The 24559-nt window shown below is 53.4% G+C and carries 24 protein-coding genes, 1 pseudogene and 1 other annotated feature; of the genes and pseudogenes, 11 read left to right on the top strand and 14 right to left on the bottom strand.

The features are described 5' to 3' along the window. Positions 1-10: 10 nt before the first annotated feature. On the bottom strand, positions 11-538 hold the full coding sequence (priC, locus tag QRN24_RS00905; RefSeq protein WP_086463099.1) for a primosomal replication protein N'': 528 nt from the start codon (positions 536-538) through the stop codon (positions 11-13). A 50-nt stretch (positions 539-588) separates the two neighbouring features. Here priC and QRN24_RS00910 point away from each other — a divergent pair, with 50 nt between their 5' ends. The 9 genes from QRN24_RS00910 to QRN24_RS00950 all read left to right on the top strand — a co-directional run bounded on the left by QRN24_RS00910 (position 589) and on the right by QRN24_RS00950 (position 9956). Further along, entirely contained in the window at positions 589-966 is a 378-nt protein-coding gene (locus QRN24_RS00910) for a DUF454 family protein (protein ID WP_020885182.1), read from the top strand. A gap of 151 nt (positions 967-1117) precedes the next feature. After that, the gene (gene apt, locus QRN24_RS00915) at positions 1118-1669 is read left to right on the top strand and encodes an adenine phosphoribosyltransferase (RefSeq protein ID WP_000127359.1); all 552 of its coding nucleotides are present in this window, start codon (positions 1118-1120) and stop codon (positions 1667-1669) included. Positions 1670-1757: 88 nt separating this feature from the next. Next, positions 1758-3686: a DNA polymerase III subunit gamma/tau gene (gene dnaX / locus QRN24_RS00920; RefSeq protein ID WP_020885181.1), complete on the top strand. Its 1929-nt coding sequence runs from the start codon at positions 1758-1760 to the stop codon at positions 3684-3686. Further along, positions 3016-3080 (top strand) — a sequence feature (DnaX frameshifting element). It overlaps the preceding gene by 65 nt. Positions 3687-3740: 54 nt before the next feature. After that, positions 3741-4073, top strand: a complete 333-nt coding sequence (locus tag QRN24_RS00925) for a YbaB/EbfC family nucleoid-associated protein (protein WP_010428194.1) — start codon at positions 3741-3743, stop codon at positions 4071-4073. Next, positions 4073-4678 (top strand): recombination mediator RecR, encoded by a 606-nt coding sequence (recR, locus tag QRN24_RS00930; RefSeq protein WP_006809843.1) that lies wholly within the window; start codon positions 4073-4075, stop codon positions 4676-4678. The genes QRN24_RS00925 and recR overlap by 1 nt, the downstream gene beginning before the upstream one ends. 110 nt (positions 4679-4788) lie before the next feature. Further along, entirely contained in the window at positions 4789-6663 is a 1875-nt protein-coding gene (htpG, locus tag QRN24_RS00935; RefSeq protein ID WP_014168914.1) for a molecular chaperone HtpG, read from the top strand. Positions 6664-6855: 192 nt separating this feature from the next. Then, positions 6856-7500 (top strand): adenylate kinase, encoded by a 645-nt coding sequence (adk, locus tag QRN24_RS00940; protein WP_006809841.1) that lies wholly within the window; start codon positions 6856-6858, stop codon positions 7498-7500. A 125-nt stretch (positions 7501-7625) separates the two neighbouring features. Continuing rightward, a complete protein-coding gene (gene hemH / locus QRN24_RS00945) occupies positions 7626-8588 on the top strand; it encodes a ferrochelatase (protein WP_040016800.1) in 963 nt (320 codons plus the stop codon). Between the two features lie 63 nt (positions 8589-8651). Further along, positions 8652-9956 (top strand): inosine/guanosine kinase, encoded by a 1305-nt coding sequence (locus QRN24_RS00950; protein ID WP_020885178.1) that lies wholly within the window; start codon positions 8652-8654, stop codon positions 9954-9956. A 475-nt stretch (positions 9957-10431) separates the two neighbouring features. Here QRN24_RS00950 and QRN24_RS00955 read toward each other — a convergent pair whose 3' ends face one another. The 8 genes and pseudogenes from QRN24_RS00955 to QRN24_RS00985 all read right to left on the bottom strand — a co-directional run bounded on the left by QRN24_RS00955 (position 10432) and on the right by QRN24_RS00985 (position 16635). Continuing rightward, positions 10432-10911 carry an Hcp family type VI secretion system effector gene (locus tag QRN24_RS00955; RefSeq protein WP_284942220.1) on the bottom strand — a complete coding sequence of 160 codons (480 nt, stop codon included), beginning with the start codon at positions 10909-10911 and terminating at the stop codon, positions 10432-10434. Beyond that, positions 10908-11135, bottom strand: coding sequence for a hypothetical protein (locus tag QRN24_RS00960; protein ID WP_193163182.1), 228 nt, complete (start codon positions 11133-11135; stop codon positions 10908-10910). The genes QRN24_RS00955 and QRN24_RS00960 overlap by 4 nt, the downstream gene beginning before the upstream one ends. Positions 11136-11137: 2 nt before the next feature. Beyond that, positions 11138-11839, bottom strand: a complete 702-nt coding sequence (locus tag QRN24_RS00965; protein ID WP_284942221.1) for a hypothetical protein — start codon at positions 11837-11839, stop codon at positions 11138-11140. Between the two features lie 162 nt (positions 11840-12001). Further along, positions 12002-12205: pseudogene (locus QRN24_RS22760) on the bottom strand (tyrosine-type recombinase/integrase); the annotation flags it as partial. Between the two features lie 88 nt (positions 12206-12293). Further along, complete coding sequence (locus tag QRN24_RS00970) at positions 12294-12719, bottom strand: site-specific integrase (RefSeq protein ID WP_284942222.1); 426 nt, start codon at positions 12717-12719, stop codon at positions 12294-12296. A gap of 82 nt (positions 12720-12801) precedes the next feature. Continuing rightward, a complete protein-coding gene (locus QRN24_RS00975; protein ID WP_193163176.1) occupies positions 12802-13284 on the bottom strand; it encodes an Arm DNA-binding domain-containing protein in 483 nt (160 codons plus the stop codon). Between the two features lie 236 nt (positions 13285-13520). Next, the gene (ybaL, locus tag QRN24_RS00980) at positions 13521-15197 is read right to left on the bottom strand and encodes a YbaL family putative K(+) efflux transporter (protein ID WP_284942223.1); all 1677 of its coding nucleotides are present in this window, start codon (positions 15195-15197) and stop codon (positions 13521-13523) included. A gap of 229 nt (positions 15198-15426) precedes the next feature. After that, positions 15427-16635 carry an MFS transporter gene (locus QRN24_RS00985; protein ID WP_032677549.1) on the bottom strand — a complete coding sequence of 403 codons (1209 nt, stop codon included), beginning with the start codon at positions 16633-16635 and terminating at the stop codon, positions 15427-15429. A gap of 169 nt (positions 16636-16804) precedes the next feature. On the opposite strand from QRN24_RS00985, the gene ushA reads away from it, so the two are divergent. Then, on the top strand, positions 16805-18457 hold the full coding sequence (gene ushA / locus QRN24_RS00990) for a bifunctional UDP-sugar hydrolase/5'-nucleotidase UshA (protein WP_025204836.1): 1653 nt from the start codon (positions 16805-16807) through the stop codon (positions 18455-18457). An 89-nt stretch (positions 18458-18546) separates the two neighbouring features. Here the strand turns inward: ushA and ybaK are convergent, their stop codons facing one another. The 3 genes from ybaK to copA all read right to left on the bottom strand — a co-directional run bounded on the left by ybaK (position 18547) and on the right by copA (position 22569). Beyond that, a complete protein-coding gene (gene ybaK, locus QRN24_RS00995; protein ID WP_020885175.1) occupies positions 18547-19026 on the bottom strand; it encodes a Cys-tRNA(Pro)/Cys-tRNA(Cys) deacylase YbaK in 480 nt (159 codons plus the stop codon). Between the two features lie 199 nt (positions 19027-19225). Further along, positions 19226-20020, bottom strand: a complete 795-nt coding sequence (locus QRN24_RS01000; RefSeq protein WP_047744111.1) for a TraB/GumN family protein — start codon at positions 20018-20020, stop codon at positions 19226-19228. A 50-nt stretch (positions 20021-20070) separates the two neighbouring features. Then, positions 20071-22569 (bottom strand): copper-exporting P-type ATPase CopA, encoded by a 2499-nt coding sequence (gene copA / locus QRN24_RS01005; RefSeq protein WP_284942224.1) that lies wholly within the window; start codon positions 22567-22569, stop codon positions 20071-20073. A 108-nt stretch (positions 22570-22677) separates the two neighbouring features. Here copA and cueR point away from each other — a divergent pair, with 108 nt between their 5' ends. Continuing rightward, on the top strand, positions 22678-23088 hold the full coding sequence (gene cueR / locus QRN24_RS01010) for a Cu(I)-responsive transcriptional regulator (RefSeq protein ID WP_014168923.1): 411 nt from the start codon (positions 22678-22680) through the stop codon (positions 23086-23088). Here the strand turns inward: cueR and QRN24_RS01015 are convergent. Both QRN24_RS01015 and QRN24_RS01020 read right to left on the bottom strand, forming a co-directional pair. Next, a complete protein-coding gene (locus QRN24_RS01015) occupies positions 23079-23537 on the bottom strand; it encodes an NfeD family protein (protein WP_014168924.1) in 459 nt (152 codons plus the stop codon). The two genes, cueR and QRN24_RS01015, sit on opposite strands and share 10 nt — an antisense overlap. Then, the gene (locus QRN24_RS01020) at positions 23534-24448 is read right to left on the bottom strand and encodes an SPFH domain-containing protein (protein ID WP_014168925.1); all 915 of its coding nucleotides are present in this window, start codon (positions 24446-24448) and stop codon (positions 23534-23536) included. The genes QRN24_RS01015 and QRN24_RS01020 overlap by 4 nt, the downstream gene beginning before the upstream one ends. Positions 24449-24559: the final 111 nt, after the last annotated feature.

Consider the following 24559-nt stretch of genomic DNA (forward strand, 5'->3'; position numbering starts at 1 on the left):
ACGGATCCTGTTAACGGGTCAGACGTTCAATGACGCGTTCAATTTCATCCAGTGCCTGACGGCAACGAACGATGCGGCCCTCGAGGGCGCTAATCTCTCGCATTAATAACTGCTGCTCTTCCAGCGTCTCGCTTGCGTTCAGGCGCGTTTCCCGCTCCTGCTTCATCTCAAACAGACGGCGTGCAAACTCCTGGTTCTCCAGCCGCTTGCGTTGCCATTTACCGAGACCCGGCGACGCGCTGTCCCAGACGCGTAGCGGCCAGGCGGTCATTTCACGGTGCAGGGCGGTGATCTGCTCGGTGAGATGTTCCGCAAGCCAGGCGACCTGTTGCTGTTGGTTGTTCTCAACCGCATGGCGCAACTCATCAAGATTTGTCTGCGCCTCAGCAACATAATCCTGGATGCGCGTGCTGCGGGTACGAAAAAGCTGCCGGTCAAAGCGCGGCTTCAGCGTAGCATGCCCCATTAACGGCGTAGCCTGCGCGCGCAGGGTGGACAGCTGATTTTGCAGCGTCTCCAGAAGCTGGGCTGTTTTCAATACGCTCTCCAGTGGTAAAGTAGCCGTTCAGTTTGATAACGATTCGCATTATGCAGCGTACTATTTTAATCATCATTGGCTGGCTCGCGGTAGTGTTAGGCACGCTGGGCGTGGTTTTGCCCTTATTGCCCACCACGCCTTTTATCCTGCTGGCAGCCTGGTGCTTCGCCCGTTCATCGCCGCGCTTTCACCACTGGCTGCTGTACCGCTCCTGGTTTGGCGGCTATTTGCGCCACTGGCAAAAACATCGGGCAATGCCGCCCGGTGCGAAGCCGCGTGCAATCGCGGTGATCCTGATTACCTTTGCCATTTCATTATGGCTGGTGAAAATGATGTGGGTGCGCATTCTGTTGCTGACGATCCTCGCCTGTCTGCTTTTCTTTATGTGGCGGATCCCCGTGGTTGATGAAAAGCAACAAAAGCACTGAAGCCTTATAATGGCTGTTGCAATTATTGCGCGCAGCCAGTAAATTCGACCGTTTTCGAGCACAGCTGCGCCTGGTCAAAGGTTAAACAATTGTTACCCTGGCCGACTCGTTGCGCGCTGTGAGTAACACTGTTTCATTTAGGCACAAACCGATGACCGCAACTGCACAGCAGCTTGAATATCTGAAAAACAGCATCAAAAGTATCCAGGACTATCCAAAGCCTGGCATTCTTTTCCGTGATGTCACCAGCTTGCTGGAAGACCCGAAAGCGTACGCGCTCAGCATTGAACTGCTGGTCGAGCGTTATAAAAACGCCGGGATCACCAAAGTAGTGGGTACCGAAGCCCGTGGATTCCTGTTTGGCGCGCCGGTCGCGCTGGCAATGGGTGTTGGCTTTGTGCCGGTGCGTAAACCGCGCAAACTGCCGCGTGAAACCATCGCAGAGAGCTACGAACTGGAGTACGGCACCGATCAGCTGGAAATCCACGTTGATGCGATCAAGCCTGGCGATAAAGTGCTGGTGGTTGACGATCTGCTGGCGACCGGCGGCACGATTGAAGCGACCGTGAAGCTGATCCGTCGTCTGGGTGGTGAAGTGACCGATGCGGCATTCATTATTAACCTGTTTGACCTGGGTGGCGAACAGCGCCTGGAAAAACAGGGCATTACCAGCTACAGCCTGGTGCCTTTCCCGGGTCATTAATCCCGGTTTTCACAACCTCGCTCAATGGGTGAGGTTGTGATAGCATTCCCCTCCATAAATTCACCTTCCAGCGTTGCAGAGCCTGCCCATGAGTTATCAGGTGTTAGCCCGTAAATGGCGACCACAAACCTTTGCTGACGTTGTCGGTCAGGAGCATGTGCTGACGGCCCTGGCGAACGGCTTGTCGCTAGGTCGCATCCATCACGCTTATCTTTTCTCCGGCACCCGCGGCGTCGGTAAGACCTCTATTGCCCGTTTGCTGGCAAAAGGTCTGAACTGCGAAACCGGGATCACCGCCACGCCGTGCGGCGTGTGTGACAACTGCCGTGAAATTGAGCAGGGGCGCTTTGTCGATCTGATTGAGATCGACGCCGCCTCGCGCACGAAAGTGGAAGATACCCGCGATCTGCTCGACAACGTGCAGTACGCGCCGGCGCGTGGCCGCTTCAAGGTCTATCTGATCGATGAAGTGCACATGCTGTCACGCCACAGTTTCAACGCCCTGCTGAAAACGCTGGAAGAGCCGCCCGCGCATGTGAAATTCCTGCTGGCGACCACCGATCCGCAAAAGCTGCCGGTCACTATTTTGTCGCGCTGCCTGCAGTTCCATCTGAAGGCGCTGGACGTCGAGCAGATCCGCGCTCAGCTTGAACATATTCTTGATGAAGAGAAGATTGTCCACGAACCGCGCGCCCTGCAGCTGCTGGCCCGCGCGGCAGACGGCAGCCTTCGTGATGCCTTAAGTCTCACCGACCAGGCGATTGCCAGCGGTGACGGTAAACTCTCGACCGATGCGGTCAGCACCATGCTCGGCACGCTGGATGACGATCAGGCGCTTTCTCTCATCGAAGCGATGATTGCCGCCAACGGTGAACGCGTCATGTCGCTGGTGAACGCCGCGGCTGCCCGGGGCATTGAATGGGAAGCGCTGCTGGTTGAGATGCTGAGTCTGCTGCACCGCGTGGCGATGCTGCAGCTTTCTCCGTCAGCCATCGGTGCCGATATGGCGGTTATTGAACACCGGATGCGTGAACTTGCGCGCACCGTCCCACCGGCTGACGTGCAGCTTTATTACCAGACGCTGCTGATTGGCCGCAAAGAGCTGCCGTTTGCGCCGGATCCCCGGATGGGCGTTGAAATGACCCTGCTGCGTGCGCTGGCGTTCCATCCGCGCATGCCTCTGCCGGAGCCGGAAGTGCCCCGACAGTCTTTTGCTCCGGTCGCCCCCACTGCGGTGATGTCGCCTCAGCAGGTGCCACCGCAGCCGACGGCTCCCCCGCAGCAGAACGTACCGCTGCCGGAGGCCACCAGTTCGGTGCTTGCCGCACGAAGCCAGTTGCAACGTGCTCAGGGAGCAACCAAACCAAAAAAGAGTGAACCGGCAGCGCCAGGAAGAGCGCGGCCGGTGAACAACGCCGCGCTTGAACGACTGGCTTCGGTTACGGAGCGCGTTCAGTCGCGCCCTGCACCGTCCGCGCTCGAGCAAAAAGCCCCGGTGAAAGAAGAGGCTTACCGCTGGAAGGCAACAACCCTCGTTGAAGAGGTGAAAGAAGAAGTTGCCACACCGAAAGCGCTAAAAAAGGCGCTGGAGCATGAAAAAACACCTGAGCTTTCCGCGAAACTTGCCGAAGAGTCTATTGAGCGTGACGCGTGGGCCGCAGAGGTCAGTAAACTGCAGTTGCCGAAGCTGGTTGAGCAGGTCGCGCTGAATGCCTGGAAAGAGCAGGACGGTCATCAGGTACGTTTACACCTGCGACCGGGTCAGCGGCATCTGAATTCCCCTGGCGCGCAAAAAGCGCTGGCCGAGGCGCTCACCGCATTACACGGTGCTCCGGTTGAATTGACTATCATTGAAGATGATAATCCGGCGGTGCGAACGCCACTGGAATGGCGTCAGGCGATTTATGAAGAGAAGCTCGCGCAAGCGCGCGAGTCGATTATCGCGGATAACAATATCCAGACTCTGCGCCGGTTCTTCGACGCCGATCTGGATGAAGAGAGTATTCGCCCCATTTGATCGTGAGTCTGACTTACGGTTGTAATCCTTAAACGTGAAAGAAGAGAGAAGCCTATGTTTGGTGGAAAAGGCGGTCTGGGTGGCCTGATGAAGCAGGCTCAGCAGATGCAGGAAAAAATGCAGAAGATGCAGGAAGAGATCGCTCAGCTGGAAGTCACGGGTGAATCCGGTGCCGGTCTGGTCAAGGTGACCATCAACGGTGCGCATAACTGCCGTCGCGTTGAAATCGACCCAAGCCTGCTCGAAGACGACAAAGACATGCTGGAAGATCTGGTTGCAGCCGCGTTTAACGATGCTGCGCGCCGTATCGATGAAACTCAGAAAGAGAAAATGGCCTCTGTTTCCAGCGGTATGCAACTGCCGCCTGGCTTCAAGATGCCATTCTGATGCAAACCAGTCCGCTGCTCACGCAGTTAATGGAAGCACTGCGCTGTCTGCCGGGTGTCGGCCCGAAGTCGGCGCAGCGCATGGCGTTTACGCTATTGCAGCGCGACCGCAGCGGCGGGATGCGCCTGGCGCAGGCTTTGACCCGTGCCATGTCAGAAATTGGTCACTGTGCGGATTGCCGTACCTTTACCGAGCAGGACGTGTGTAACATCTGCACTAATCCGCGTCGTCAGGAAAACGGTCAGATTTGCGTGGTGGAGAGTCCGGCGGACATCTATGCCATCGAACAGACCGGGCAGTTTTCTGGCCGCTATTTTGTGCTGATGGGGCATCTCTCCCCGCTGGACGGTATTGGCCCGGACGATATCGGTCTCGATCGCCTTGAACAGCGTCTTGAGTCCGAAACGATCAAAGAGGTGATCCTCGCCACCAACCCAACGGTGGAAGGGGAAGCTACGGCCAACTACATCGCCGAATTGTGCGCACAGTATGGCGTTGACGCCAGCCGCATCGCTCACGGCGTGCCAGTGGGCGGTGAGCTGGAGATGGTGGACGGCACCACGCTGTCCCACTCTCTGGCTGGACGTCACAAGATTATTTTCTGACCAAACGGAGGCTGCAATCGCGGCCTCCGCTTGAAATTCTCCCCTCGTATCCCCATCTCTCCCTCAACGTTTTAAAACCCCATTAAATGGCATTGTTGAGGTCGACATAGATGAAAGGACAAGAAACCCGTGGTTTCCAGTCAGAAGTAAAACAGCTTCTGCACCTGATGATCCATTCCCTGTATTCCAACAAAGAAATCTTCCTGCGTGAGCTGATTTCCAACGCCTCCGATGCGGCGGACAAGCTGCGCTTCCGCGCCCTGTCTAACCCGGATCTGTACGAAGGCGACGGAGAGCTGCGCGTGCGCGTCTCTTTCGATAAAGAGAACCGTACCCTGACTATCGCCGATAACGGTATTGGTATGAACCGCGACGAGGTCATCGACCATCTCGGGACCATTGCTAAATCCGGTACCAAAGCGTTCCTCGAATCAATGGGCTCCGATCAGGCGAAAGACAGCCAGCTGATCGGCCAGTTCGGTGTGGGCTTCTACTCGGCGTTCATCGTTGCGGACAAAGTCACCGTACGTACCCGCGCAGCAGGCGACAGTGCGGATCACGGCGTCTTCTGGGAATCTAAAGGCGAAGGCGAATACACCGTTGATGACATCACCAAAGCGGACCGCGGTACCGAAATCACCCTTCACCTGCGTGAAGGCGAAGATGATTTCCTGAATGACTGGCGCGTGCGCTCCATCATCAGCAAATACTCCGACCATATTGCCCTGCCGGTTGAGATTGAAAAACAGGAAGAGAAAGACGGTGAAACCGTGGTGTCCTGGGAGAAAATCAACAAGGCGCAGGCGCTGTGGACGCGCAATAAGTCTGAAATTAAAGACGACGAATACAACGAATTCTACAAACACATCGCCCACGACTTTACCGATCCGCTCACCTGGAGCCACAACCGTGTGGAAGGTAAGCAGGAGTACACCAGCCTGCTGTATATCCCGTCTCAGGCGCCGTGGGATATGTGGAACCGCGATCACAAGCACGGTCTGAAGCTGTACGTCCAGCGCGTGTTTATCATGGATGACGCCGAGCAGTTCATGCCGAACTACCTGCGCTTTGTGCGTGGCCTGATTGACTCCAACGATCTGCCGCTGAACGTCTCCCGTGAAATTCTGCAGGACAGCACCGTCACCCGTAACCTGCGTAATGCACTGACCAAACGTGCGCTGCAGATGCTGGAAAAACTGGCGAAAGACGATGCAGAAAAATACCAGACCTTCTGGAAACAGTTCGGTCTGGTGCTGAAAGAGGGCCCTGCGGAAGATACATCCAACGTAGAAGCCATTGCTAAACTGCTGCGTTTCGCTTCCACTCACACCGATTCCTCTGCGCAGACCGTGTCGCTGGAAGAGTACGTCTCCCGCATGAAAGAAGGGCAGGAGAAGATCTACTACATCACCGCCGACAGCTACGCCGCGGCGAAGAGCAGCCCACATCTCGAGCTGCTGCGTAAGAAAGGCATCGAAGTACTGCTGCTGTCTGACCGCATCGACGAGTGGATGATGAACTACCTGACCGAGTTCGACGGTAAGGCGTTCCAGTCCGTCGCCAAAGCCGATGAGTCGATCGATAAGCTGGCCGATGAAGTGGACGAAAGCGCGAAAGAAGCGGAGAAGGCGCTGGAGCCTTTCGTTGAGCGCGTGAAAACGCTGCTGGGCGATCGCGTGAAAGAGGTGCGTTTCACTCACCGTCTGACCGATACCCCGGCCATTGTCACCACGGATGCGGATGAAATGAGCACCCAGATGGCGAAACTGTTCGCCGCGGCGGGCCAGGCGATGCCAGAAGTGAAATATATCTTCGAGCTGAACCCGGATCATCCGCTGGTGAAACGCGCGGCGGATACGCAGGACGAAGCACGCTTTGCCGAGTGGGTTGAGCTTCTGCTGGATCAGTCTCTGCTGGCCGAGCGTGGCACGCTGGAAGATCCTAACCTGTTCATTAAACGTGTGAATGCGCTGCTGCTGGCGTAATTGACCCGCCTCCCCCTGGTCTTCTCCCTCTCCTGTGGGAGAGGGCCGGGGGAGGGCACCAGACCACTCCTTCCCGTTAATCTCCCTTCATTAACCGTTTCAGCCCGCCTGCCTTCCTTGAGCCATATCCGTTCTGGTGGTATTGTTTAGCGCTTTTGAAAAATTGAATCGACTTTTGAGGGGATTTTCGCAATGCGTATTATTCTGCTTGGCGCTCCGGGCGCGGGTAAAGGAACTCAGGCTCAGTTCATCATGGAGAAATACGGTATTCCGCAAATCTCCACCGGTGATATGCTGCGCGCCGCTGTTAAATCTGGCTCCGAGCTGGGTAAACAAGCGAAAGACATCATGGACGCAGGCAAGCTGGTGACCGACGAGCTGGTTATCGCTCTGGTCAAAGAGCGCATTGCTCAGGAAGACTGCCGTAACGGTTTCCTGTTGGACGGCTTCCCACGCACCATTCCTCAGGCTGATGCCATGAAAGAAGCGGGCATCAACGTGGACTACGTGCTCGAGTTCGACGTGCCGGACGAGCTGATCGTTGACCGTATTGTTGGTCGTCGCGTACACGCTGCCTCTGGCCGCGTTTACCACATCAAATTCAACCCGCCTAAGGTTGAAGGTAAAGATGACGTTACCGGTGAAGAGTTGACCACCCGTAAAGACGATCAGGAAGAGACCGTGCGTAAACGTCTGGTGGAATACCATCAGATGACCGCTCCGCTGATCGGTTATTACACCAAAGAAGCGCAGGCGGGTAACACCAAATACGCGAAAGTTGATGGCACCAAAGCCGTTGCTGACGTTCGTGCAGAGCTGGAAAAAATCCTCGGCTAATTGCACCTCTCTCACCCGGGCTCTCCGGGTGAGAAAAATTCTCATCTTACCTATTGCAGCAATGGGTTTCGTTTAAACGCTTTTCCGCTACAATTGAAAACCATTCAAATGGTTAAGAGGCGTGAATGAGTCAGGCGAAAACCGGCATCCTGCTTGCCAATCTGGGTACACCAGATGCACCGACATCAGAAGCGGTAAAACGCTACCTGCGACAATTTTTAAGCGACACGCGCGTCGTGGATACCCCAAGACTGTTGTGGTGGCCGCTGCTGCGTGGCGTCATTCTGCCGATTCGTGCCCCACGTGTAGCAAAGCTTTATCAGTCCGTCTGGATGGAAGAGGGCTCACCGCTGATGGTGTATAGCCGTCGGCAGGAAAAAGCGCTGGCCGCCCGCCTGCCGGATATGCCCGTCGCGCTGGGCATGAGCTACGGTAAACCGTCACTGGAAAGCGCGGTCGACTCGCTGCTGGCGCAGGGCGTCGACCACATTGTGGTGCTCGCCCTTTATCCGCAATACTCCTGCTCGACGGTTGCCGCCGTCTGGGATGAGCTGGCTCGTATTCTGGCGACCCGCCGCCGTATTCCTGGCGTGACCTTTATTCGTGATTACGCCGATAACGATCGCTATATTAAAGCGCTTGCCAGTAGCGCGCGCGCGTCGTTTGAAAAACATGGCGAGCCGGATCTGCTGTTGCTTTCCTATCACGGGATCCCGCAGCGCTTCGCCAATGAAGGGGATGATTACCCGCAGCGCTGCCGCGACACCACCCGTGAGCTGGTCTCAGCCCTCGGCCTGCCGCCAGAGAAAGTGATGATGACCTTCCAGTCGCGTTTTGGTCGCGAGCCGTGGTTAACGCCTTACACCGACGAAACCCTCAAAATGCTCGGTGAGAAGGGCGTGAAACATATTCAGGTGATGTCACCCGGTTTCTCCGCCGACTGTCTGGAAACGCTGGAAGAGATTGCCGTGCAGAATAGAGAGTTCTTCCTCGAGGCGGGCGGGACGAAATACGAATACATTCCGGCCCTTAACGACTCGCCTGAGCATATCGAGATGATGGTGTCGCTGGTGACAAACAGCCGCTGATCGCACTATGGGCCGGGTTTGTGCTACCATTCCCGGCCCATAATCCTTGCACAGTTCAGACCCATGAAATTTCCCGGTAAACGCAAATCTAAACACTACTTTCCCGTTGATGCCCGCGATCCGCTCCTGCAGCAAATCCAGCCGGAAAATGAAACCAGCGCCGCATGGGTCGTCGGTATCGATCAGACGCTGGTGGACATTGAAGCTAAAGTGGATGATGCGTTTGTCGCTCGTTACGGTCTGAGCGCCGGTCACTCGCTGGTGATTGAGGACGATGTTGCCGAAGCCCTGTATCAGGAGCTGACGCGCGAAAACCTGATCACCCATCAGTTTGCTGGTGGCACTATCGGCAACACCATGCACAACTACTCGGTGCTTGCCGACGACCGCTCTGTGTTATTGGGCGTCATGTGCAGCAACATCGAAATTGGTGGCTACGCCTACCGTTATTTGTGCAATACCTCCAGCCGCACCGATCTGAACTATCTTCAGGGCGTTGACGGGCCGATTGGCCGCTGCTTCACGCTGATCAGCGATTCCGGCGAACGTACCTTTGCCATCAGCCCCGGCCACATGAATAAGCTGCGTGCAGAGAGCATTCCGGAAGCGGTGATAGCGGGTGCGTCTGCACTGGTGCTGACGTCGTATCTGGTGCGCTGTAAACCCGGCGAGCCGATGCCGGAAGCTACCATGAAAGCGATTGAGTACGCGAAGAAATACAATGTGCCGGTCGTTCTGACGCTGGGTACCAAATTCGTGATAGCCGACAACCCCGAGTGGTGGCAGGCCTTCCTGAAGGAACACGTCTCGATTCTGGCGATGAACGAAGAAGAGGCTGAAGCGTTGACCGGCGAGAGCGATCCGCTGCTGGCCTCCGATAAAGCGCTCGACTGGGTCGATCTGGTGCTCTGCACTGCCGGACCGGTAGGGCTGTATATGGCAGGCTTCACGGAAGAAGAGAGCAAACGCAAAACGCAGCATCCACTGCTGCCAGGCGCCATTGCCGAGTTTAACCAGTACGAGTTCAGCCGTGCGATTCGCCATAAAGATTGCGAAAACCCGCTGCGTATTTACTCCCACATCGCACCGTATATGGGCGGGCCAGAAAAGATCATGAACACCAATGGCGCGGGAGATGGCGCACTGGCGGCGCTGCTGCATGACATCACTGCGAATGCCTACCATAAAACCAACGTCCCGAATTCCAGCAAGCACAAATTCAACTGGCTGACCTATTCGTCGCTGGCGCAGGTGTGTAAGTACGCGAACCGCGTGAGTTATCAGGTGCTGAACCAGCACTCGCCGCGCTTAACCCGCGGTCTGCCGGAAAGGGAAGATAGCCTCGAAGAAGCCTACTGGGACCGATAAAGGCAAAACGGCAACCTTGCGGTTGCCGTATTCGTGTTTGTACCCTCTCCCCGTGGGAGAGGGATATGGAAAATCAAAAAAATTAACCTATTAAATTAAAATGTTACATTGGTTTTGTTAAGGTCAATTTTTTTAAAGTTCAACTTTGGTTCAACTAACAAATGACCCCAAAATCACCTCATCCCGTTTATGCATTGATTATGCATAAGCGTACTAAGGAAGTGTAACAGCAAAGAGGCTAATGTTGGGAGGGTACATCCCTGTACTCAATGTTCCTTTTTCCTGGACACTCCCCCCTTATAAGGTGCGTGGGATTCATCTTTCTTTTTAACCCATTCTTTAAAATCATTCTCCAGCCAGCCTAAGAAAGTTCCACCACTTTTACGTGGAGCAGGTCAACATACGGCTGGATTGTTAAACAGATATACGGGCCTTTGAAGTAAAATAAAAAAGGGACTCATTAGAGTCCCTTTTTTTATGCTACCGCTCTTTCATTCCAGGTATCTTTAAAAATTATGTTCCCATCACAATATTTCCATTCGATAGATTCATAGCGGATTTCAACTTCCTCCATATGTTTACTTGCAACGCCTAGAGGGAATAAAACTGGAGAGATTCTTGTTATTTTCACATTTTGCAATGTTATATTAAAATATTCTATCTCTATTCCTGCTTCATTAATTCTATACATTTTTATTAAAGCTTCTTTAAATATTCTACCAGTACATACACCTCTGAATAAAAATGGGGTGATGCGATCAATTTCTTTTTCAAATGTGATAGGAACATGTAGGCGCGTTCCTGTTAGCTTTCCTGTATTATAATCTGCAGGAATCCATACAGAATGATTGAAAGATTTAAGCTCAGTTGAACCCAATCGTGTTGGCATTACACATTCACCCATTAGAGGTGAATTATTATCATCGGTAAGCCAAATATGTGCTGGTATTGTCATTTTTTTAATCCTTTGTCTTTGAAACGGAAAGCAATTACGAATGTGATTATAAGGATGCCAAGGATTATTTTCCCTGCTATTTTTAAATCATCTATATTGGATGCTACTATGCCAGCAAAGAAAGCAGCAAATATAAATACGCCGTACCAATAAATATCATTCAAACAATCCTGTTTAAAACTATTGAAGAATTGTTTTAAAAATCTCTTGATTGGTTCTAACATAATCACATCATTCTCTTTAAAGCATTAGTAATTTCATTATCAGTCGCCGTGCTTATATTTAAATACCCAGCCTTCATAATGATTGGCTCAATAAAGAAATACATCATTTCAAGTGTTTCTACATAAAGTGCATGATAAAATTGTGGCATAAAACTTTTTAATCTATTTGCACTTTCAGAAGATTTGTAAACAATCCCATATAAATTTAATGCTGTAATGGGAATGCCAACCCGTCCACCTAATTTCTTCACAAAAGCAGCCTCTACTGATACGCTCATTTTATTCCCATAACAGATGTAAGATACAACAGAATAAATTAAGGCGCTTTTTGAGGTGTTTTTTATGGCAAGGTTTTTTGTTACTGGAACTAATTTTTCAAGAAGTGTTTTTTTCTGTGTTTCATTTTTGTTTTTGAGGATGGTTTCTATATAAAGCGTCATCATCCTGAAAATCAAGTCCCGGTGCTTTATTAGTTGGCCTAAACCCAAAACAAATCTAACATCTTCATCCCTTAATCTTAAGCATACATCATGATAATTTTCAGTTAAACATGATGAGTAATATAAAAGGCGAGTGGCTGCATCACCAAGATTATCCACATAATCAACAAAGCCATCTTTGACACCAGCCATGGCCTTATCTAATCTCACGGCTAATTCTTTGTCGGTTCCTAGTTCTTTAATAATATTTTCACTGTAATACATAATATGTCCCTGTGATTTGATTCGTTGATCATCTTATACGTTTCGCTTTGTTCAAAGTGATCATGCTCTCAATTCTTGTAAATAGTAAAAAAAAAGCCACCTTCATATTATCTAGATAGATGGGTGGCTTTAAATAATTAAGCTAGTGAATGCAATGTGTAATTAATTGTTGTTCATTATTTCTTTCAGCTTACTTTCCCATGTCAAAAGGGCTTCCAGCTTTTCATCTTTGTAATCATATCTGTCATAAAGTATGCTCGAAACATCGTTCATTGCATGATTCTGGATTCTGTCACGAATATCTTTGCTGATCTTCAATTGTCCAGCAAGGGTCTTAAATGTTCTTCTGAAGTCACGGGCGGAGAAGCTCTCAATACAATAGTTTTCGCAAAAGCGTTCAATATTACATGCAAGTGTCTTGGCATTCATAAATGCAGTTAGCGCTTTCGGGAGTTTACCAGTTGATTTTGTTTTTGTTTTTTTCTCCCCACTTTCTTAACTTCGTTTCATAATCCTGATTTGGAAAAGGATATTCGTTATCGGCATAACGTGAAATCATCAAATCAATCAAATGGACCGCGCTATCGCAAAGAGGCAGATAATACCGTTTTTTAGTTTTTGAAATTGAGGGTGGAATCGAAAGAGTTCGGCTTTTCTTATCAAAGTTATTTTTTGCTAAAGACATTATCTCATAAGGTCGCTGGCCCCCGCAGAAAAATACTAACTGAATGAGAACTGCAACATCGGGATTAAAAAATTCCTTTTCTGTTGTTTTAAGGAGCAAAGCAATTTTATCAAAATCAAGAAATCTTTCCCCAACATATCCCTCATGCTCTAAAGCAGGAATAGGAGTAACCGGGTTAAAAGGCACGTCGAACATGATTTCGGGCTTATCAAGAAGAAGGGATTTGTCACACTTAACTGCCCATGAAAAGTGGTTATGCAAGCGTTTACGGATCTCATTAACCCAACCACGCTTTGAGTACGCTGATATACTTTGTTAAGAACTGCTCGGATATCGTTAGTAGTGATTTTTTTACGATGGTACTTTCAGGAAGCAAGCCAGTTTCTAACAGTGTTGAGCTGAGGGCTATGTAATGAAGATATGCACGCTTACCGGATGCGATGAAATCAGCTTTATGTGTTTCAAACAGATCAGCAAGTGTACCGCTTTTCCTGGCTACCTTTATCACATCCGGGCAAGCAGCTAATGACTCAAATTTCTCCAGAGCGCTGCTGATAGTCATATCAGGATAGACACCCAACTTCTCGAATTTTGCGCTTTTTCCTACAAAGTGACGATACATAAAGGTTTTGCGTCCAGATGGATAAACGCGAATTCCCACACGTCCAGTGCCTCGTTCACCGCTGGCATGATACGCTATGTAGGACTTATCTTTTGGAGCAAGATTTTCGATTGCCTTGTTAGTAAAGTTGATTTGCATTATTCATTTCCTTTGCATAATGAGTGTATTTTTATCCACGGTTCAAGTTCAATAACTGGTTCAAAAAAATGTTTCTTGAACTAGAGCCTCGTGGCGAAAACTTACTCAGGCAATGCAATGAAACTCAATTAAATCAACGTGTTTTAACTTAGATTACTCCGTTGTTTGTTCAATTATTTTGAAATCTCCCCCACTCAGAGTGGGCGAGGGTCAGTCAGGGGCTGCAGGAGGCACACTTACCCCATCACCACCTCGTCAACCGGCGGTTTCGTTAACAGCGTCAGCATCGCTTTTGCAATTTCGCGTTCACCCATCACCACCTGATCCGCACCCCGTTCGGTAATGTACTCCACCTCATCGTCATAATGGGCGCGGGCAATGATCTCAATATTCGGGCACTTCTCACGTGCGGACGCTACAATTTCACCCGCTTCATAGCCGTTTGGAATGGTCAGCAGCAACCAGCGCGCGCAGTCCAGATGCGCGAGATTCATGATCTCTTCGTTTGCCGCATTGCCCAACACCGCGCGAACGCCGCGCTCGCGCAGCTCGTCGACGCGGGTACGTGATGTTTCAATCACTACCAGCGGGATCCCCTGCGCCATCAGCTTCTCACCGAGCAGGCTTCCTACGCGGCCAAAGCCGACCAGCAGGGCATGATTGCAAATATCCACCGGGATCTGCTTCTCTTCTTCGATAGCTTCTTCCAGCGTCTGCTCTTCCAGCGTTTCGGTTTTATCGAGGTATTTTTCCAGCAATGCAAACAGGACCGGGTTCAGCATGATGGAGAGGATCGCTCCGGCGAGGACCAGGTTTTGCCCGGTCTGCGGCAGCAGATTCAGCGCCATACCCAGGCCCGCCAGAATAAAGGCGAACTCACCAATCTGCGCCAGGCTGGCGGCGATGGTAAGAGCGGTACGCGGCGAGTGGCCAAACATCCGTACCAGGAAGAAGGCGGCAACCGACTTACCAAAGATAATAATTGCCAGGGTGCCCATCACGGCCAGCGGTTGCTGAACCAGAACCATCGGATCAAACAGCATCCCGACGGAGACAAAGAACAGGACGGCGAAGGCGTCGCGCAGCGGCAGCGTATCGTGCGCCGCACGGTGGCTCAGCTCGGATTCGTTCAGCACCATCCCGGCGAAGAACGCGCCCAGTGCAAAGGAGACGTCGAACAGTTCAACGGCACCAAAGGCAATCCCCAGCGCCAGGGCAAGGACAGACAGGGTAAACAACTCACGGGAGCCGGTGGCCGCGCTGCGGGACAGGATCCACGGCACCAGACGGCGGCCCACCAGCATCATAATGGTGATAAACGCCACCACTTTCCCGATGGTGATGCTCATGTCCAGCGCCAGCGTCGCAAAGCCGACGCTCTCTTTTTCCATCATACCGGCGACGGCAGGCAGCAACACCAGCGTCAGCACCATCACCAGGTCTTCCACAATCAGCCAGCCTATCGCGATTTGTCCGCGCTGGCTGTCGATAAGCTGCCTCTCCTCAAGCGCGCGCAGCAGTACGACGGTACTGGCGGTTGAAAGACACAGCCCAAAGACGATACCGGTCATCAGCGACCAGCCAAGCACTGTCGAAAGCGCCATTCCCAGCAGCGTCGCTACGGCTATCTGTGCGATCGCTCCCGGTATGGCGATCGACTTTACCGCCATCAGATCCTTGAGTGAGAAATGCAGACCCACGCCAAACATCAGCAGAATCACGCCTAATTCCGCCAGTTCGGGCGCCAGTTTGGTATCCGCCACGAAACCTGGCGTAAAGGGACCCGCCAGCACACCCGCTAACAAATAGCCCACCAGAGGCGAAATACGCAGTTTATTGGCAATCATGCCGAGGATAAAAGCGAGCACAAGTCCACCAACAATGGTGGTGATAAGCGGTGTGGCGTGATGCATTCCGTCTCCTTTCGTTGTGGGTGTTCCATTTGGTTAAAAAACCAAAAACCGAGTAATAGTTTATGACAATTTTTGCCGTTATGTTTATGAATAATTGTTGAAGTTTGAATAAAACAGCAATATGCGTGTAAAAAAAGCGCATTTTGATAAATTAGGCGGGGGATGCAGAAGAAACCCTTATGGCATCAGGGGGTCAGGTCGCCAAAGTAAAACTTTAGCGACCGTTATATTACGCTTTATGGCGGTTATCAGGCAGGAATATGGTCAACATCCCCAGAAGTGGCAGGAAAGCACAGATTTTATAGACCAGGAAGATACTGGTGTGGTCGGCAATCATGCCCAGCACTGCCGCACCAAGGCCGCCCATGCCGAAAGCAAAACCGAAAAAGAGCCCAGAAACCATACCGATACGGCCTGGCAACAGCTCCTGCGCGTAAACAAGGATGGCGGAAAACGCCGAGGCGAGGATAAACCCAATAATCACGGTCAAAATCCCCGTCCACTCCAGGCTTGCATACGGCAAAATAAGGGTAAACGGGGCCACGCCGAGGATAGAGCCCCAAATGACGTATTTGCGCCCGATTTTATCGCCCACAGGCCCGCCGATAACCGTCCCTGCAGCCACCGCAAACAGGAAGGCAAACAGGTGAAGCTGGGCGTTTTGGACCGATAATCCGAATTTTTGCATCAGGTAAAAGGTGTAATAGCTGCTGATGCTCGCCATATAGAAGTATTTCGAGAAAATCAGCACGAGAAGCACGGAGACGGCCAGAATGACCTTATCGCGAGGAAGGGGATTGATAACCTTCGCTTTAGGTTTACCTTTGTTCACGCGATGCTGCGCGGCATACCAGCGGCTGATCTGAATCAGTACGATAATCGCCAGCAAGGCTGCCAGCACAAACCACGCCACGTTACCCTTGCCGTACGGAGCGATGATCACCGCTGCCAGCAGTGGGCCGAGGGAGCTGCCAAAGTTACCGCCCACCTGAAACAGCGATTGCGCCAGCCCGTGACGGCCCCCGGAGGCCATGCGCGCCACGCGTGAGGACTCCGGGTGAAAGACCGACGACCCCGTGCCCACCAGCGCGGCGGCAATCAGCACTGCTTCAAAGCTGCCTGCCATTGCCAGCAGCACCAGCCCGCTCAAGGTAAAACACATGCCAATCGGTAGCGACCACGGCATGGGATATTTATCTGTCCAGTAGCCCACGACCGGTTGCAGAAGCGAGGAGGCCAGCTGGAAGGTCAGAGTGATCATCCCGATCTGCACGAACGTTAACGAAAACTCGGACTGCAGTAGCGGGTAGATCGCGAGAATCAACGACTGGATCATGTCGTTGAGCAGATGTGAAAGACTGATTGCGCCTAACACTTTAAACGAGGTGCGCGACGCCGGAGCGCCAGACACGGGCTGGGTTGATTCACTGATTGCCATAGAGATGAATACCACGTCTTTTGTTATTAGAAATGCAGGGTGTAATTATTATCCAACTAACATACCCGGCAGTGACATTTGAATAAAGTCGCAATTCTGAAAACTTATTTGTCTATTCTTATTAGTCACTGTAATTTTTGCCTTTGTCTATTGGTCAGGGAGAGAGAAGATGAAGTTAATGAAGCGGAGCGTCGCGCTGGCGCTGATCGCCGCCTGGGGTCTGGTTAGCCTGCCCGTGCAGGCCTATGAAAAAGATAAAACCTATAAAATCACCATTCTGCATACCAACGATCACCACGGCCATTTCTGGCGCAGTGAATACGGCGAATACGGTCTGTCGGCACAAAAAACGCTGGTGGATGGCATTCGTAAAGAGGTGGCAGCCCAGGGGGGCAGCGTACTGCTGCTCTCGGGGGGCGATATCAATACCGGTGTGCCGGAATCTGATTTACAGGATGCGGAGCCTGATTTCCGCGGCATGAATCTTATTGGCTACGATGCGATGGCCGTCGGTAACCATGAATTCGATAACCCGCTGACGGTGCTGCGCCAGCAGGAAAAATGGGCCAAATTCCCGTTCCTCTCTGCCAACATCTACCAGAAAAGCACCGGTGAGCGACTGTTCAAACCCTGGGCGCTGTTTAAGCGTCAGGATCTGAAAATTGCGGTCATCGGGTTAACCACCGACGATACGGCGAAAATCGGCAACCCTGAGTTCTTTACCGATATCGAATTCCGTAAACCGGCAGACGAAGCGAAGCTGGTCATCCAGGAATTGCAGCAGAACGAAAAGCCGGATGTCATTATTGCCACCACCCATATGGGCCACTATGACAACGGTGAGCACGGCTCGAATGCGCCGGGTGACGTGGAGATGGCTCGCAGCCTGCCTGCGGGCTCGCTGGCGATGATTGTGGGCGGTCATTCACAAGACCCGGTCTGCATGGCGTCAGAGAATAAAAAGCAGGTCGACTACGTGCCAGGCACGCCGTGTGCTCCGGACCGTCAGAACGGTATCTGGATTGTGCAGGCGCACGAGTGGGGTAAATACGTGGGGCGTGCGGACTTTGAGTTCCGTAACGGCGAGATGAAGCTGGTGCACTATCAGCTCATTCCGGTCAACCTGAAGAAGAAAGTGACTTACCCTGACGGGAAAAGTGAGCGCGTACTCTACACCCCAGAAATTGCTGAGAACGCGCAGATGCTCTCCCTACTGACGCCCTTCCAGAATAAAGGCAAGGCGCAGCTGGACGTGAAGATTGGTACGCTGAATGGTCGTCTGGAAGGGGACCGCAGCAAAGTTCGCTTTGTGCAGACCAATATGGGGCATCTGGTGCTGGCGGCACAAATGGCGCGCACAAATGCCGATTTTGGTGTGATGAGCGGCGGCGGCATCCGTGACTCCATCGAAGGCGGAAACATCACCTATAAAGATGTGCTGAAGGTTCAGCCGTTCGGTAACATCGTGGTGTATGTCGACATGAGCGGTAAAGAGGTGATTGACTATCTCACCGCCGTGGCGCAGATGAAGCCGGACTCCGGCGCTTATCCGCAGTTTGCTAACGTCAGCTTTGTGGCAAAGGGCGGCAAGCTCAACGACCTCAAAATCAAAGGCGAGCCGGTCGACCCTGCCAAAACCTACCGCATGGCAACATTAAGCTTTAACGCCACCGGTGGTGACGGTTACCCGCATATCGACAATAAACCGGGCTATGTGAATACCGGGTTTATCGATGCGGAAGTGCTGAAGCAGTTCATCGAGCAGAATTCACCGATCGACGTGAATACCTATGAGCCGAAAGGCGAGGTGAGCTGGCAGTAGTGCGGTTTTGTGCCGGGGGGCGGCTACGCCTGACCCGGCCTGTATGAGAATCGTCGGCCCGGTAAGCACAGTGCCTCCGGGCCACTTCCTCAATCCCGTCGCGCAATATCCGCAAATGTCGCGTCCAGTATTTTCGCCAGATCGCCTGCGGACAGTTCAATATCCAGCCCGCGTTTGCCGCCGGAAATATAAATGGTGTCGAAGGTCTGCGAAGGGGCATCAATCAGCGTCGGCAGGCGTTTTTTCTGCCCGAGCGGGCTGATACCGCCGACAAGGTAGCCGGTAGTGCGTTGCGCAACCATCGGATCGGCCATATCCACCTTCTTTGCCCCCAGCGCTTTGGCCACTTTCTTGAGATCCAGCTGCCCGGCAACGGGCGTTACCGCAACGGCGAGGTGTTTCATATCACCGTTCACCGCCACCAGCAGCGTCTTATAAACCCGATCGGCGTTCAGCCCCAGTTTGCGCACCACTTCATCACCAAAATTCGTTTCGCTGGGATCGTGATCGTAGGTGTGGATCCGAAAGGGAATGTTGTTTTTTTCGAGTAATTTAACGGCGGGAGTCATAGCTATCCTTCTTACGACAGACAATTCATGCTGACAGCATACGCCTGACGTTTGTCTAAAAAATAGCACCATCTTGCGCAATAGTATTGGCAGTGATGGTCACTTTGAGCGACAATCGGCTCAACCGAAGGTCTCCTTCGGCATAATAAAAACGATGAAATTCCTCTTTGACGGGCCAATAGAAATATTGGCCATTTTTTTATTTCAGCAGTGACGGCAAATTCCCTTCTCCGTACAAATGTAACGCCCCGACAGCGACCACGTAACGTCCCGCAGGTAACGCAAGCAGCGTCTGCTGCCAGGCTTTGTTGCGCTCGTTCATCAGCACATCATACAACGATTCACTGAACGTCGACGGCAGCGCCAGTTTACCGTCCGTGGGCGGCGCATTCAGCCACCAGCCGATCATCGTTTGCAACAGACGCGCGTTGGTGTGCCAGTGGGTTAGAGTATCATCCAGCAGCATCAGCCCATCATCAGGAAGCTGGCGCAGCAGGGCTATCTGGCTGTCCGTGCCTTCGAGCTCAATGACTGACAAATGGCGTGCTCTCGCGGCATTCAACAGCTGGTAATCAATACCGTAATCCCCGCGTAGCCCCAGACGCTGCGCCTGGGTCGCCTGCAGGACCATCGCGATTTGCCACAGCGGCAGTGTGTCCAGCATGGAGAGCGACACGCCCGTCTCATCTGCGACGCGCGTCAGTTCAGCGAACTGCGTGTCGTTCAGACGTTCAGCCAGGGGGAGATCGCTTTCGAGGCCGGCAAACGGCGACGTCTGGCCCGAAATATCCGCTTCAACGACCAGCGCATCTGCGCTCTTCAGCAGTTTCATCAGACCGGTTGGCAGTGGGGACATATCCTGCGTGCCCATATGGATGCTGCCCACCAGGTGAAGGTGCTGCCCGCCGGGAAGCGAGATATCCATGCCGGGCCAGGCATAACGGCGGGGGAAGAGGGCGCGAAACGATGTTTTTATACGATTAAACAGACTCATACGCGCTCCATAAACGGAAAGGTTCATGCTAGCGCGTAGGAGAAGAAGGTTCAATCTTTCGGTTTAAACCGCAACAACCGGTTTGCGTTGCTCACCACGGTAATGGACGAGAGTGCCATCGCCGCACCCGCGACAACCGGGTTCAGCAGCGTGCCGGTCAGCGGCCACAAAATACCGGCGGCAATCGGGATACCGAGCGAGTTGTAGACGAAGGCACCCAGCAGGTTCTGCTTCATGTTGCGCAAGGTGGCTTTTGAAATCGCCAGCGCGTCCGCAACGCCCATCAGGCTGTGACGCATCAGGGTGATGGCGGCCGTCTCAATGGCGACATCGCTACCGCCCCCCATCGCAATACCCACTTCTGCCTGTGCCAGCGCCGGCGCATCGTTAATCCCGTCACCGACCATCGCCACCTGGCGACCCTGGCTTTGCAGCGTCTTGATGGCATCTGCTTTGCCGTCAGGTAACACCCCGGCAATGACCTCGTCAATCCCTGCTTCCCGGGCGATGGCGTTCGCCGTCACAGGATTATCCCCGGTCAACATCACCAGGCGATAGCCCGCGCGGTGCAGGCGTTGCAACGCCTGCACGCTGTCCTGGCGTAGCGGATCGCGAATTGCCAGCAGCGCCGCGGCCTTGCCATCAACGGCAAGCAGAACCGGGGTTGCGCCCTGAGAGGCCTGAGCTTTCAGGTCTTGTTCCAGGGCAGTGGTCTCAACGCCATGCTCCTTCAGCAGTGCCTGATTCCCCAGCAGCAGCGTGTGCCCTTCGGCGGTACCGCTGACGCCTAAACCGCGCAGGGTGCGGAAATTGCTCACCTGCGGCAGGCCGGCATTCCCGGCTTTCTCAATAATGGCGTGGGCCAGCGGGTGGCTGGAGCCTTGTTCAAGCGCCGCGGCGAGACGCAGTGCGTCATCCTGCGTGATGCCTGCGGTTATCACGGCCACTACCTGCGGTTTCCCTTCCGTCAGCGTGCCGGTTTTATCAAACACCAGCGTGTCCAGCGTGCTCGCCCGCTGCAGCGCATCGGCATCCCGTACCAGCACACCAAATTCAGCGGCACGGCCTACGCCTGAGATGATCGACATTGGCGTGGCAAGACCGAGCGCGCAAGGACAGGCAATGATCAGCACCGTGGTGGCAATCACCAGGGTATAAACAATTTGCGGTGCCGGGCCGAAGACATACCAGATAGCCGCGCTCAGCAGCGCGATACCGACCACGACCGGCACAAAAATGGCGGAGATTTTATCGGCCAGCTGACCAATTTCCGGCTTACTGCTCTGTGCCTGACGCACCATGCGAATGATGCGTGACAGCGTGGTATGGCTGCCGACCGCACTGGCGGTGAAAAGCACGCTACCGTCCTGCACCACCGTACCGGCATGAATGGCATCGCCCTGGGCTTTCTGTTGCGGGACGGGTTCTCCGGTCAGCATCGCTTCGTCAAACCAGGCTTCGCCCTGAGTGATTTCACCGTCGACGGGAACGCGGTCGCCGGTGGTCAGGCGCAGCGTCATGCCGGGTTGAACTTCAGCCAATGGGACATTTTTTTCACCCGCATCCGTCACGACGCGCGCGGTCGGTGGGGTTAAATCCAGCAGGCGCTCCAGCGCTTTGGAGGAGCGCTGACGGGCGCGCGCTTCAAGCATATGGCCGAGGTTAATCAGGCCGATAATCATCGCGCTCGCTTCATAATAGAGATGACGCGCTTCCATCGGGAACCACTGGGGCCAGACGTTGACGCTCATGGAGTACAGCCACGCCGCACCCGTGCCGAGTGCGACAAGGGTGTCCATCGTCGCGGTGCGATTTTTCAGGCTTTTCCAGGCGCTGGAGTAGAAGTGACCGCCTGCGAAGACCATCACGGCAAGCGTAATCAACCCAATGACCAGCCACAGCGTGCGGTTATCGTCGGTGACCATCATATTGTCACCGATCATACCCCACACCATGACCGGCACCCCAACCAGCAGCGCGACGATGGCCTGCCAGCGGAAGCGTTTCATGGTGGCGACGGCCGTTTCCTGCTGGCGTTCACGACGTTTGAGGTCATCTTCGATGGCCTCTGCGCCGTAGCCCGCTTTTTCAACGGCCTGCACTAAATCTGCGGCGGAGGCACTGCCCATCACCAGCGCGGTACGCTCCGCAAGATTGACCCGTGCCTGCGCGACACCCGGTACAGCCTGCAAGGCATTTTGTACCCGGGAGACGCAGCTGGCGCAGCTCATGCCGTTGATCAGCAGCTGTTGGCTGTCATCAATATCATCAGCTACCGGAAGCTCAGGAGTGGCCGCTGTCAGTGCTTCCGACGGGGATGATGACTCTGCCAGCGGTTTAGCCTTTGGGTGGCTCAGCTCCGCCCCATAACCAGCCTGTTTGATCGTATCAATCAGCGCATCCGCACTGGCGCTACCGGTGACGGCGGCGTGATCAAGGGTCACTTCAGCGCTGTCTACATCAGGACGCTGTTCCAGACTTTCTTTAACGCGTTTGACACAGTGGCCGCAGGAGAGGCCGTCCAGTGTCAGGTCAATAGTGTGAGACATAACAAAACTCCCGTATAATGATCTGGTCAGATGTTGACCGGCATAACGCTTTTCGCTAACTGTTATGAAGGTTAAACCTTCCATCAAGGGGAAGGTCAAGGGGGAAATGTGAATATCAGTGATGTTGCGAAAAAAACCGGATTGACCAGCAAAGCGATCCGTTTTTATGAAGAGAAGGGGCTGGTGACACCGCCGCTGCGCAGTGAAAATGGCTACCGCAGTTATACGCAACTGCATCTTGATGAACTGACGCTGCTGCGCCAGGCGCGGCAGGTGGGATTTAACCTTGAAGAGTGCGGCGAGCTGGTCACCTTATTCAACGATCCGGCACGCCATAGCGCAGACGTGAAAAAACGTACGCTGGAGAAAGTGGCTGAGATTGAACGCCACATTACCGAGTTACAGGCGATGCGTCAGCAGCTTCTGGCGCTGGCGGAATCCTGTCCGGGGGATGACAGCGCCGACTGCCCGATTATCGATAATCTGTCCGGCTGCTGTCATCGTAAGGCTCATGCCTGACAGGCTTTAACCCGCAGGGTTATCCCTTCCACCGCAATGACCTCAACCTGCGTGCCGGCGCTGAGGTCATCGTCGGCCACCACGGGCCATGAACTGTCGCCTACGCGCATATGTCCGCGCCCGTTAACCAGCGCCGTGTCAAGCGTAAAACGTTTGCCGACAATCTGCTGCCCGCGCTGATTGAGGTGGGCGTCGAGCGGTTTCTGCTCTGTCACCTGGCGGTTAAGCCAGCGCCACCACAGCCAGGCGGCCAACAGCGTCAGCACGGCAAATAATGCCCCCTGCCACGCCCAGTCCAGGGGCAGTAGCCAGACCACTAACCCGGTAATGACAGCGGCAACACCGCTCCAGAGCAGGTAACCGTTGCCGCCAAGCATCTCCGCGGCCAGCAATAAGCCACCGAGGCTTAGCCAGAATGCATGAGGATGTGCGACGATTAGCTCAATCATTTTTTGCGCTCGTTTCCGCTGTCTTTGATAAGTTCTGTGATCCCGGCGATGGAGCCCATCAGGCTGCTGGCATCCAGCGGCATCATCACCACTTTGCTGTTGTTCGCGGAGCCAATCTCTTTCAGCGCGTCAGTGTATTTTTGCGCAACGAAGTAGTTCACCGCCTGGATATCACCTGCCGCAATTGCTTCAGAGACCATCTGGGTGGCGCGGGCTTCCGCTTCTGCAGAACGTTCACGGGCTTCCGCCTGTAAGAAGGCAGACTGGCGTTCACCTTCCGCTTTCAGGATCTGCGACTGTTTTTCCCCTTCGGCTTTCAGGATCTCTGCCTGACGCACCCCTTCAGCTTCCAGAATGTAGGCGCGTTTGGTCCGTTCAGCTTTCATCTGCGCGTTCATGGAGGCGATCAGCTCTGCCGGCGGGCGCACGTCACGGATCTCAATACGGGTGACTTTGATCCCCCACGGGTTGGTGGCCTCGTCGACAATGTGCAGCAAGCGGGTGTTAATGCTGTCGCGCTGAGAGAGCATCTCGTCCAGCTCCATTGAACCGAGCACGGTACGAATGTTGGTCATCGTCAGATTTACGATAGCCAGCTCCAGATTGCTGACTTCATAGGCCGCTTTTGGGGCATCAATAACCTGAATAAAACAGACCGCATCAATGGTGACGTTGGCGTTATCCTTGGAGATCACTTCCTGGGAAGGAATATCCAGCACCTGTTCCATCATATTGATTTTACGTCCAATCCTGTCCATGAAAGGGACAATCAGGCTTAAACCCGGCTGGAGCGTATTGGTGTAGCGGCCAAAGCGTTCAACGGTCCACTGATACCCCTGTGGGACAATTTTGACGCCAGCGCCGACAATAACCAGCGCAACGAAAATAAGGACAGGTATAACGATAAGCAAAAAAACCTCCTGTTTTGCATGCTGTGACGAAGGGAACTGCGTGTGTGTTATGAGTCAGTATATCGGCTATCGGGCTGAAATTCGCCCCTGTAAAGAAGGGGGCGCGACGAA

The sequence above is a fragment of the Enterobacter sp. MEB024 genome, from assembly GCF_030209635.1.
GTDB lineage: Bacteria > Pseudomonadota > Gammaproteobacteria > Enterobacterales > Enterobacteriaceae > Enterobacter > Enterobacter ludwigii.

Coding starts and splice junctions, on each gene's coding strand:
- hemH (WP_040016800.1), top strand. CDS start 7,626: ATGAGTCAGGCGAAAACCGGCATCCTGCTTGCCAATCTGGGTACACCA.
- QRN24_RS00985 (WP_032677549.1), bottom strand. CDS start 16,635: ATGGCAATCAGTGAATCAACCCAGCCCGTGTCTGGCGCTCCGGCGTCG.
- copA (WP_284942224.1), bottom strand. CDS start 22,569: ATGTCTCACACTATTGACCTGACACTGGACGGCCTCTCCTGCGGCCAC.
- dnaX (WP_020885181.1), top strand. CDS start 1,758: ATGAGTTATCAGGTGTTAGCCCGTAAATGGCGACCACAAACCTTTGCT.
- QRN24_RS00910 (WP_020885182.1), top strand. CDS start 589: ATGCAGCGTACTATTTTAATCATCATTGGCTGGCTCGCGGTAGTGTTA.
- apt (WP_000127359.1), top strand. CDS start 1,118: ATGACCGCAACTGCACAGCAGCTTGAATATCTGAAAAACAGCATCAAA.
- ybaL (WP_284942223.1), bottom strand. CDS start 15,197: ATGCATCACGCCACACCGCTTATCACCACCATTGTTGGTGGACTTGTG.
- ushA (WP_025204836.1), top strand. CDS start 16,805: ATGAAGTTAATGAAGCGGAGCGTCGCGCTGGCGCTGATCGCCGCCTGG.
- QRN24_RS00975 (WP_193163176.1), bottom strand. CDS start 13,284: ATGCAAATCAACTTTACTAACAAGGCAATCGAAAATCTTGCTCCAAAA.
- QRN24_RS01000 (WP_047744111.1), bottom strand. CDS start 20,020: ATGAGTCTGTTTAATCGTATAAAAACATCGTTTCGCGCCCTCTTCCCC.
- QRN24_RS00950 (WP_020885178.1), top strand. CDS start 8,652: ATGAAATTTCCCGGTAAACGCAAATCTAAACACTACTTTCCCGTTGAT.
- QRN24_RS00960 (WP_193163182.1), bottom strand. CDS start 11,135: ATGTTAGAACCAATCAAGAGATTTTTAAAACAATTCTTCAATAGTTTT.
- ybaK (WP_020885175.1), bottom strand. CDS start 19,026: ATGACTCCCGCCGTTAAATTACTCGAAAAAAACAACATTCCCTTTCGG.
- recR (WP_006809843.1), top strand. CDS start 4,073: ATGCAAACCAGTCCGCTGCTCACGCAGTTAATGGAAGCACTGCGCTGT.
- htpG (WP_014168914.1), top strand. CDS start 4,789: ATGAAAGGACAAGAAACCCGTGGTTTCCAGTCAGAAGTAAAACAGCTT.
- QRN24_RS00970 (WP_284942222.1), bottom strand. CDS start 12,719: ATGTTCGACGTGCCTTTTAACCCGGTTACTCCTATTCCTGCTTTAGAG.
- QRN24_RS01015 (WP_014168924.1), bottom strand. CDS start 23,537: ATGATTGAGCTAATCGTCGCACATCCTCATGCATTCTGGCTAAGCCTC.
- QRN24_RS00965 (WP_284942221.1), bottom strand. CDS start 11,839: ATGTATTACAGTGAAAATATTATTAAAGAACTAGGAACCGACAAAGAA.
- QRN24_RS00955 (WP_284942220.1), bottom strand. CDS start 10,911: ATGACAATACCAGCACATATTTGGCTTACCGATGATAATAATTCACCT.
- adk (WP_006809841.1), top strand. CDS start 6,856: ATGCGTATTATTCTGCTTGGCGCTCCGGGCGCGGGTAAAGGAACTCAG.
- QRN24_RS00925 (WP_010428194.1), top strand. CDS start 3,741: ATGTTTGGTGGAAAAGGCGGTCTGGGTGGCCTGATGAAGCAGGCTCAG.